We start from the raw sequence: 10,953 nt of genomic DNA, 5'->3' as shown, positions 1-10,953 counted from the left end.
CGTACAAAATCGTAGATTTTATAAATAAAGAAAAAAGAGCTAATCCGAAAATATGGATTAGCTCTTTTTATTTGAGAATGGGTATTTATGTCCCAGCCTCTTTTAAAATAGAATAGTTATTTGTTTAACAATTTATATATTTTATAAAAAACTGGTCTTACTGGTTTAATAAAATCTCCAACTAATTCTTCAACATGACCATTAAATCCGCTCTTAAACTTGATTACACCCACATCTTCTGCATTTTCAGTAAAATCACCTGTTATTCCGTAAAAATTATATCGATCTATATTATTATCTTTTGCAAATTTAATCATTTCCCATTGGAGTTTATACGCTCCCATAAATCTATTAAAATTCTGATTAGAACCACTAGATAAGTAATAAACTTCATGATTATTATAAATGTATAAAGCAGCAGCTAAATTTAGAACTTTTCCATTCCTTTCTTTTAATTGCTTTGCTTCCTCAATTCTCCCTTTTAAACTTGAAATTTTTTTATCATTTTCTTGCTTTCTTATTTTATTCTTTTTTGAATTAGCATTCAGTGCAAGAGTTTGTTCTATATCTTTCATTTCTATGTATAATTTTTCTTGTTCAGTATAGAGTTTTTCTATGTACTCTTCTAAGTCAATATATGCAAGCTTAATACTAGAATGATTTTTATATGTTTTTTGTAACCTTTCAAAGTAATCTTGTCCTCTAAATGAGAAACCATGTTTTTCTTCTGCCATCTTAAACAAACTGTAGAATAAACCTGTTTCTGAAATATCTAAATCTCTTATTTGAACTCCCATTTCCTCTGTCTTCTTAATATTTCTTCGCGTTTTATATTCCATGTTATTCAAAATTTCATCAAGAGTCTTATCCTTAAGGTCCAATACCGAAATCCATCTTATTTGGCTTTTATCTGAGTATCCTACACTATAACCATCATGCTTATAACCTAATTCATTTAATGTATGAAATAAAGAACTGTTATCATTAGATTTTAATATTTCCCCACTGTGATTTCTTATATTTTCAATTACATACGGATCAACTAGGACAAACAAACATTTTCTTTTCTTTAAATATTGAGTTAAATTTTCAAAGAAGAATGAAACTAACTTAATATCTGTAAAATCCATCACTGGACCCCTATGACTATAAAAATATTTAAAAACTTTTAATGATTGAGCTTCAGTTAACAGACAAGCTGCAATTACATTATTAAAGTCATCTTTAACACCAACTATATGACAATCTTTTTGTGTCTTGTCTCTGTAACTAAAATGCTCTATTGATTGAGTAAAATGAGAAAAATTCATTTGCACAAACAAATCATATTCTTTCATTTCTAAATTTACAAACTTCATGTAAAATCATCCCCTTTTTACCAAAGATTACCATAAAAAGTTATATTTGTTAATATTTGTATTTTAATAAAGTAACTTTTTTATATAAAAATATTGTAAGGGACAGAATTTCGTCAATAAGCGCATGACTTATACACTCCAAGGGTTATAACCAAACCTATTCATGGTTTTAAGATGTACGTTATAAGCAGTTTCCGGCGATATTGCTGATAAGAGGTGCAGTATAAGCAGTTCCAAGCGATATTGCTGATAAGAGGTGCAGTATAAGCAGTTTCCGGCAAAATTGCTTATAAGAGGTACAGTATAAGCAGTTCTCAGCGAAATTGCTGATAAGAAGTACAGTATAAGCAGTTTCCAGTGAAATTGCTGATAAGAGGTGCAGTATAAGCAGTTCCCAGTGAAATTGCTGATAAGAAGTACAGTATAAGCAGTTCTCAGAGATATTGCTGATAAGAGGTGCAGTATCAGCAGTTCCTAGCGAAATTGCTGATAAGAGGTACAGTATAAGCAGTTCCCAGCAAAATTGCTGATAAAAGGTGCAGTATAAGCAGTTCCTAGCGATATTGCTGATAAAAGGTGCAGTATAAGCAGTTCCTAGCGATATTGCTGATAAGAAAAGCCATAAAAATTGACCTGACAACAAAAATAGAAGCTGAGACATAAATTTGTCCCAGCTTCTTAATTTATTTCGACAACACTAATTTTATATGTGCAAGATGATGTTCTTCATGAAATGATAATTTAGCGATTTTATATGCTACTGTTGTTTCTCCGGTATCTTCGTGTAAGAATGCTCGATATAGTTGATCTTCTGTTAATTTACGACCAACTGCTACGATACGTTCGTTCATACCTTCTAACATTCTAAGTGAACATTCTATCGGTAAATCATTATCCGGTAATTTAATCCATTCTTCTTGGTCAAAAGCTACTATTGTCGGTATTCTATCATCTGTTAAAGCTATTTTTAATCGTTGATACATATTGAGTTGAGAGTCAGCTATGTGATGGACCAATTGTCTTACTGTCCAACTGCCTTCTCGATATGTCTTATTTAACTCTTCACTATCTAATCCATCTACAACTTTTCTTAACCGATTAGAGTAATTTCCAATTTCATCTAACCATTGCTGTATATGGTCCATTGTTACTTTTTCAGGTAATTCCAATTCTCCAATAGGAAATCTTGCATCCATGTTAATCACCCTTTTTAGTTATTTTAAATTCATCTTCATTATATGACATATTCTCTATTTCTTGAAATCTAAACATAGAAGCGACTAAGTGGCTGGGCAAATTTGTCCCAGAAAATCAAAAATTATTCTCTATTTCTTTTATCTTGTGTGAACATGGCTATCCTTGCTTACACTTCCTTCTACTTGTGTGAACATAGCTATCCTTGCTTACTCTTCTCCCAACTTGTGTGAATATGGCTATCCTATGAATAAGAGGCTGAGACAAATTTGTCTCAGCCTCTCCTAGTCTTCTTAATTTATTATTTTGTAATTTTAACTTTGCCGACTGTATTATCTTTACTTTTTGCTGTTACTTCAAATTTCAGACCGTGATTTGGTAATAATACGCCTGCATCTTTTTGTCCTTTGTTTGAGTAATCTTTGCTGTCGTCGAACAGTGGGTTTTTCTTAATTTTTTTATCATGTAATTCATAGCCTTCTGCATTTTTAAGTTTCATTTGAGGCTGATGGTCTAAACTGAATGCTGCATCTCTTATTTGGAATTGTGTTGTTGCAGGATCATCTGCTACACCTTTTTTCTCCCAGTTTAATGCATTTTGATCTGCATCAACAATACTAATGAAACCTTGTCCTGGATGGTTACTTACATTGTTATCAGAGAAACTCTTGTCTACATACCAAACTGTCAAACCTTTGTTATAAGACATTGTTCCGCCACCGCGTTTAATGTTTTGTAAGCCTTTATCTGGACCTGTGAAGTTTCTCCATTGTAATAAGTAATAGTTCTCGTCATATCTATTACCATCACTTTGTTCAAAGCCTTGTAATTCAAATTTAGAATCCGCTTCTGCATCATCACTTAAAATTTCTTTACCGTCATTTGATGATACTTTGATTTGGTCGATAAACCAACCTGGATTAGATTCATATTTATCAGTTACATATAAGAATCTTAGTTTTACTTTTTTACCATCGTATTTAGATAAATCGAATTTCGCATCAACATAGCCGTTAGACTTACCGTCTATACCATTACCTTGGTTTTGTCCACTTGCTGCCGGGTCATCGTTATTTGTGATACTTCCTTTAACGTTTTCCCAATTTTCACCGTCATCTGTAGATACTTGTACGTATCCGTAATCAAATCCTTGTTCGATGTCATACCAAGTTTTGAAATTTAATTCACTCGTCTTAGCTGATGTTAAATCTAAAGAAGAAGTCATAGAGTATTGAGAATCATCATCCGCTCCACTCCAGTAAGCCTTCTTACCTTGTGCTGGTTTTTGTATTAATGTAGATTTTTCAGGTAAATTAACTTTCAGAGCATCACTGTTTGTACCTTTAGTTGTTGCTTCATCAATTAATTCAGATGTTTCGCCATTAAATTCAGTTGCATCAAGCTCATTACCTGTTTGCCAGTTACCACCATGTTGTTGTTGAAGCATTTCTTTCATGTATGGATCAAATCCAGTTGGTTCAGTACCTGGAATTGCACCTGCCCAACTTCCTGAAGACATAATTGACCAGAATGATACCGGTTCGCCTTTACCTGAGTATTCCGTGTCGTACTCATCTGGTAAACCTAAATCATGTCCGTATTCATGTGAGAACACGCCTGCAGCACCATCTTCTGGTTGAACAGTATAATCAATAGCTGCTAATTTACCATCGAATTGGTCAAGACCTGAATCTGTACCAGGAATTGTGTAGGGTTCTCCTTGCTCATCGAAATCAAGAGACCATCTATGAGACCAAATTGCATCAGTACCTAATTTACCGCCGCCTGCTTCTTCACCTGGACCAGAATGTACAATCATAATGTGGTCAACGATACCATCTTTTTCATCATAAACACCGTCACCATCTATATCATCACGATCCCATTGATCATAGTCACTTAAATTAATGGTTGAATCTTTAGCAGCTTGTTCCAAAGCTTCTTTAATTAATTCTTTCGGCTTACCATCACTACCGCTATCATCTGGAACGTTACCACCATAATAACTTGCATCATGTTTTGCTTTATACCAACCATGTACTTGGCCGTCTACATCATAACTGCCACCAGATTGATTTTTATAATATTGTTTCATACTCATTAAGTTCTCATCGTTTGGACCTTTATAACCATTTTCTCCAAACACCATATCTTGAAAATGAGAAATCGGGTATTCGTCATAATACATATCCGTTTCGTCTTTCGTAATCGAACTGTTTGGATAGTCTGGAAATTCCATAGCAAGTACTAGTACTTTATCTTTACGCACTTTGCCATTATATTTTTCTTCTTGAACTTTATCTACACGCTTACCGTTATTTTGTTTCTTATACATTTCTTTTTTATTTTTTTCTAATTTACCAAGGCGCTTACCATTATTCCCCTTGTTATATCGCTTATCAAAAAGGCCTTTATTAGGTATGTATTTTTGACGATATTGTTCACCTTTGTCATCCATATATTGCTTTAATTTTTCATCCTTTTGTTCAGGTGTATTCGAAGATTCAATCACACCTTCTTTTTCCAACGTTTCAAGCAAACGATCTTCATTAGGCGCGACATTATTTGCAGATGCTTGAGAAGCAAAAGCAGGTAATGCAATCAGAGCACTCAACGAAGCAATTGATAATTTCTTTAAAAATAAACTCACTTTAGAAAATCCCCCTTTTTATCTAATATAAATATATTATATACAATTATCCATAAAATAGTAGAAAGAATTCAAAAAATTCTAAATTTTATTATTTAGTATATCAAAATAATACACCCCCTAATAATTCGATAAGCCGAATAATATAGGGGTGCTAAGTTTAGAAATGTTGTGAACAGGAGGTGGGGGTGGGGATGAGTAAATCGCAAGATATCTCTGGAGTCTTCGTGCGTTTTTACCAGATTTCACCTGAATCGCACGAAGTCTTTCTCACATCGTTATTCTACTATATACTGATGTTGCTTTAAGTCTCTTACAGCATTGTCTAATATTTTTTCTGTATGTGCTGAGATTGTATGTAAATGCAGATTATCTGTAAGGTGTGCTAACATTTGTCCTTCGAATTTTTCCATTTCACTTATAAATTTATCTAAGTCATCTTGGGTTTCAATCATGAGGTCTGCTTTTATACTGCCATAAACTGGATGATCGATTGCGACATCATTTATCATTGCGCCATTGTCTATAATGATTTGCAGTTCTTCTTCCATTTGCTCGTTATCATGTTGGCAAACGATTACGCGTTTATATGCTTTTCCTTGTGGTTCATTATTGATAACATAACCTCTGCTAGTAGAAGTTATCATGTGATTTTGTGATTTGAGTATAGATATATCTTTCACAATAATTTGTCTTGATACATCAAATTGTTGGCTAAGTTGCTTCCCACTAATTGGTTTATTTGATGTCTCAAGTAATTCCAGAATTTGTTCTCTTCGTTTAAAAGGGTTATTCATTTCACTGATCTCCTCTTACAATTGTTTTTAAGTGATCAAAACATTTATCAATATCTTCTTTTGTCGTAAATTTACTAATGGATAAACGTATATATTGATCGTATGTTTTTTTCGGTATTGAGTCTATTTTAACTTGTAAACCTCTACTTAACAACGCACCATGACCGCAAGCTGTTCCTGTAGATATACATATATTTCTATTTGATAGATATTGCATTATATATTGTCCTTCATATTTTGGAGACAACAATGCAACTATATGTGGTGCACACTCTCTGTAAACTATTTGTGTAAAGTCTAATTCTGTCAATTTCTTTATCATATATTGCTGCATAGATTTCATATGTTGTATGTTACTTGATAAAGATAATGCTTTTGTCATTGCAATAATACTTGGTGAATCTATTGTACCATTTTGTGTATACATTTCATGAAAGTAATATTCATTTAATGGCTTCACATATTCATGATTCATTAATAATCCACCTGAACCTTTAGTTCCATGAAACTTATGTCCCGAAAATGCATATGAACTAAATGATTGTACATCGGCAGTTTCTATTTTATGTACAGCTTGCACACCATCAACATGTATTGGAATATTATGATGTCTTGCAATCTCACTTAATGCCCCTACTGGCAATATGTAACCAGTCTCTGAATTCACATGTTGAGCTATGATTAGAAGAACTTCATCTGACATCATTTCTTTAGTTTTTTCTAAATCAACCTCCCCCGTACCCTCTAAAGGTAAGTCTAAAATTTCGAATTCTGTTTTGAAATTTTCCAACGCTGCATGTACTGAAGGATGTTCATATGGAGATACAAGTATCGTCCCACCATTTTGTCCTTTTAAATAACTATGTATCGCAATTTCATTTGCATGTGAACCACTTCTCGTAAAAATAACTTCTTTGTTTGTTGAAAAGTGTTGCTTAATATAGTGTTTACATTCATCCAACAGTTGTCTTGTATGCAGACCTCCAATATGTAAACTTTCACTATTATAATATGCTTCTCTTTGTGTATCTTGATAAACATCTAGTACTTCACTATCAACCATCGTAGTTGATGCGTTATCTAAATAAATCATTTATAATCCCCCACTTGTTATTTATCTTTTAATGTGTCAATATATTGTATATAAAATGATAACATATATGTAAAGTAAGGTGTAAACTTGAAAAAAGTTATAATTATTGGTTCTGGAATTGCTGCATTGTCTGCTATTCGCTCACTTAATGAACATACCGAGATTTATTGCATTACGAAAGATAAATTGAATACTCATAACAGTTCACTCGCACAAGGTGGTATTTGCTTTTCTAAATTTGAGGATGATGATGGACTTTCTCATATACAAGATACTTATAAAGCTGGTAATAAGCTCGGCGATATGACTGTTATTGAACCGATCATCCAACATAGTCATGAGATTATCCAGCAGATGATAGAAGAAGGTTTAACCTTTGATAAACAAGTCGATAAACATAATTTAGACTTTGCAATGGAAGGCGCTCATTCTAAGCCACGTATTCTACATATAGGCGGTGATCAAACTGGCGCATACATCACTAAATATTTAATCGAGCAGTTAGCATCAAAAGACTTAACGATTTATGAAGAGACTGAAGTTGTTGATTTATTAAGAGACGATTCAAACGAAATATGTGGTGTTCTTGCCCTCGATAAACATGGAAATAAGACAGAATTTTTAGCGCATGATGTCATTTTAGCAACAGGTGGTTATAGTAATCTCTACCCAACTAACTCAAATGCATCAACAACGATAAGTTCAGGTCATATTATTGCTTATCACCATCAACTTCCGTTACGACATATGGAAATGATTCAATTTCATCCAACTTTACTAGGGACTAAAAGCAATACATACGGTCTCGTTTCAGAAGCTGTGAGAGGTCATGGAGGCTTTTTAGTGAACGAGTTTGGAGAGGCATTTATGAAAAATATTCATCCTTTAGGTAGTCTAGCACCTCGAGATGTTACGAGTAGAGCCATTTTCCAACAACAAACAGAAGGTCATCAATGTTTTATAAACATAGAGCATATCGAGCATTTCTCTACACGATTTCCAACAATATACCAAAATGTCATGAGCCATTTTCCAAATGAATATCACAACCATCTTATACCTGTTACACCTGGTGCACATTACACAATGGGTGGCGTTGAAACTGATATTTATGGAAGAACGGATGAACAACATTTTTATGTAATTGGTGAGGCAAGTAACACAAACTTCCATGGTGCAAATCGTTTAGCAAGCAACTCACTTTTAGAAGGACTTGTTATGGGACACCTTTGTAGTCAAGCTATTAACCAATCTTCCATTAGAGATATTCATATGACTAATTCACAATCTTTGAGCATACCTATAATGAATACTCAAGAAGTTGAAAGAATACGTCAGTTAAGCTCTGAAGTACTAGGTATTGAACGAAATGGTCATGATATGACGCAATATTTAAATGACATCCAGCTATGTTTAAAAAACTCTACAGTTACAACTCAATGGTCGAAAGATGATTGGCAAAGATATGTTGCCATTAAGACATTAGAGATGGTTTGTCTATCAGCCTTAAATCGCAATGAATCAAGAGGTGTTCACTTTAGAACGGATTACCCAAATGTACAACAAACATTACAACATATAGATATAGAAATTTTAATGGAGGATATATTTCATGCTAAACAAGTTGAACGTACAAGAAAAACTCAAACAATTTTACCTTGAAGATAATCATTATGGTGATTTATCGTCGAGCATTTTTGATATAAATCAACAAGGAACATTAACGCTATTAAGTAAAGATGAAGGTATTTTTTGTGGAGAAATCATTCTTCAAGAAAGTTTCAAAATCATCGAAAGTGATATTCAAACTGATATTGCAGTTAAAGATGGAGATTCAGTTAAAAAAGGACAAGTACTTGCAGTGGTTAAAGGAAGTGTTACTACTTTACTCACTATGGAACGCATCACTTTAAATTTAATTCAACGTATGTCAGGTATCGCCACGTCTACCCATCAAATCGTTCAAAAAGTACAACATACTAACGTTAAAATTGTTGATACGAGAAAGACGACGCCTGGATTAGGTATGTTTGAAAAGCACGCTGTTCATGTAGGTGGGGGTTACAATCACCGTCGAACATTAAATGACGGATTAATGTTGAAAGACAATCATATTAGCTTTAGCAAATCAATTGATGATCTAGTATCAAAAGCTAAAAGACATATCGGACCTATGGATAAAATTGAAATCGAAATAGAAGATGAGCAAACATTGACTGAAGCTATTCAAGCAGATGTAAATATTATGATGTTCGACAATTGTACACCTGAATGGATTAAAGAACATATCGTTAAAGTACCGAGTCATATTCAAACAGAAGCTTCAGGTAACATTAACATAAACAATGTCGTTCAATATGCAGAAACAGGTGTTGATTACATTTCTATCGGTTCATTATTTTATGATCAACATGCATTAGATATCTCAGCAAAGGTGGTTATTTAAATGTTCAATCCTACAATAGAAAAAGCACAATCTATACCTGAAAAATACTTAAATATGACAACAGAACAACTAGAAAATAAAATTACAACCATTAAAGAAGCGCTTGGAGAGCGACTATTTATGCCGACACATCATTATCAAAAAGATGAAGTAGCACAATTCGCTGATATAATGGGAGATTCTCTTGAATTAGCACGAATTTGTAAAGAAAATACTCAAGCTCAATACTTTGTTTTTAATGGTGTGCATTTTATGGCAGAAACTGCTGATATCCTTACGAACGACAATCAAAACATCTATTTACCCGATTTATCAGCAGGCTGCTCTATGGCAGATATGGCAAATATTGATCAAGCGTTACACGGATATGATGTCTTAACGAATCGATTAGGCGATAACATACTTCCGCTTACTTACGTAAACTCAACAGCAGCTATTAAAAAATTCGTCGGCGAAAATGGCGGTTCATGTGTCACAAGTGGAAATGCAGATAGTGTGATTCAATGGGCACTAGATCAAGACAAACGCATACTGTTTCTGCCCGACCAACACTTAGGGCGCAATACCGCCTTTAAATTAGGTATTAAACTGGAAGAAATGGCCGTATGGGATCCTATTCAAAAAATATTAGAATTTGATGGTAATGATGAAGATATTAGAATTATTTTGTGGAAAGGACACTGTTCCGTTCATGAAAAGTTCTATCCAATTCATATAAAACAAGCACGTAAAAAAGACCCTAACGTCAATGTCATCGTCCATCCTGAATGTCAATTTGACATCGTACAAATGGCAGACTACGCGGGGTCTACAAAATATATTATAGATATGATAAAAAACGCACCAAAAGGCTCACATTGGGTGATTGGGACAGAGATGAATCTCGTTAATCGATTAAAAACAACATACACAGATGTTACTATAGAATCACTCAATCCACTTATGTGTTCATGTCTCACAATGAACAGAATAGACTTACCACATTTAGCATGGTGTCTAGATAAAATTCAAGACGGACATAAAGAGAACATCATCAAAGTAGATAAAGAAACTGCATATTATGCCAAGCAATCATTAGAACGCATGTTGAGTATAGTATAAACAATCCTATGACTAAGAGGTGCAGCAAAATGGAGACAGAGACAATTAATTTGTCCCTGCCTCTAATTTGCTTTTTTATTGTGGATGATTTATATAGCGCTAATGTGCTTGTTTTAGGAGTCTTACTCGTTAGAATTTCTAACGTGCTTGTTTACTATTTCTTGCTCGTTAGAATTCAACCCCCCCTCTTTTTAGTGTATTTCTATACTTTTTCGTGACTGTTTATAGCGCTAATGTGCTTGTTTTAGGAGTCTTACTCGTTAGAATTTCTAACGTGCTTGTTTACTATTTCTTGCTCGTTAGAATTCAACCCC

8 protein-coding genes are annotated in these 10,953 nt (G+C 33.6%); 3 read left to right on the top strand and 5 right to left on the bottom strand.

The window, feature by feature from the left end:
- Window positions 1–116 precede the first annotated feature (116 nt).
- From LQ609_RS12360 to LQ609_RS12340, 5 genes are all read right to left on the bottom strand, one after another.
- On the bottom strand, window positions 117–1,358 hold the full coding sequence (locus LQ609_RS12360; protein WP_239734830.1) for an aminoacyltransferase: 1,242 nt from the start codon (window positions 1,356–1,358) through the stop codon (window positions 117–119).
- Between the two features lie 683 nt (window positions 1,359–2,041).
- The gene (locus LQ609_RS12355; protein WP_239734829.1) at window positions 2,042–2,554 is read right to left on the bottom strand and encodes a YfiT family bacillithiol transferase; all 513 of its coding nucleotides are present in this window, start codon (window positions 2,552–2,554) and stop codon (window positions 2,042–2,044) included.
- A gap of 299 nt (window positions 2,555–2,853) precedes the next feature.
- Window positions 2,854–5,202, bottom strand: coding sequence for an immune inhibitor A domain-containing protein (locus LQ609_RS12350; RefSeq protein WP_239734828.1), 2,349 nt, complete (start codon window positions 5,200–5,202; stop codon window positions 2,854–2,856).
- 278 nt (window positions 5,203–5,480) lie between these two features.
- On the bottom strand, window positions 5,481–5,999 hold the full coding sequence (locus tag LQ609_RS12345; RefSeq protein WP_208143475.1) for a transcription repressor NadR: 519 nt from the start codon (window positions 5,997–5,999) through the stop codon (window positions 5,481–5,483).
- A gap of 1 nt (window position 6,000) precedes the next feature.
- Window positions 6,001–7,092, bottom strand: coding sequence for a cysteine desulfurase family protein (locus LQ609_RS12340; protein ID WP_239734827.1), 1,092 nt, complete (start codon window positions 7,090–7,092; stop codon window positions 6,001–6,003).
- Window positions 7,093–7,179: 87 nt separating this feature from the next.
- Between LQ609_RS12340 and LQ609_RS12335 the strand changes: the two genes are divergently transcribed.
- Genes LQ609_RS12335 through nadA form a run of 3 tightly spaced genes read left to right on the top strand, consistent with a single transcriptional unit; the run spans window position 7,180 to window position 10,639 of the window.
- Window positions 7,180–8,754, top strand: coding sequence for an L-aspartate oxidase (locus LQ609_RS12335; RefSeq protein WP_239734826.1), 1,575 nt, complete (start codon window positions 7,180–7,182; stop codon window positions 8,752–8,754).
- Window positions 8,705–9,538 carry a carboxylating nicotinate-nucleotide diphosphorylase gene (gene nadC / locus LQ609_RS12330; protein WP_239734825.1) on the top strand — a complete coding sequence of 278 codons (834 nt, stop codon included), beginning with the start codon at window positions 8,705–8,707 and terminating at the stop codon, window positions 9,536–9,538. The genes LQ609_RS12335 and nadC overlap by 50 nt, the downstream gene beginning before the upstream one ends.
- The gene (gene nadA, locus LQ609_RS12325; RefSeq protein ID WP_239734824.1) at window positions 9,539–10,639 is read left to right on the top strand and encodes a quinolinate synthase NadA; all 1,101 of its coding nucleotides are present in this window, start codon (window positions 9,539–9,541) and stop codon (window positions 10,637–10,639) included.
- The last annotated feature ends 314 nt before the right edge of the window (window positions 10,640–10,953 follow it).

Origin of the sequence: Mammaliicoccus sp. G-M28 (assembly GCF_022386595.1) — a bacterium.
GTDB lineage: Bacteria > Bacillota > Bacilli > Staphylococcales > Staphylococcaceae > Mammaliicoccus > Mammaliicoccus fleurettii.
This window is presented reverse-complemented; position numbering and strand designations above follow the sequence as displayed.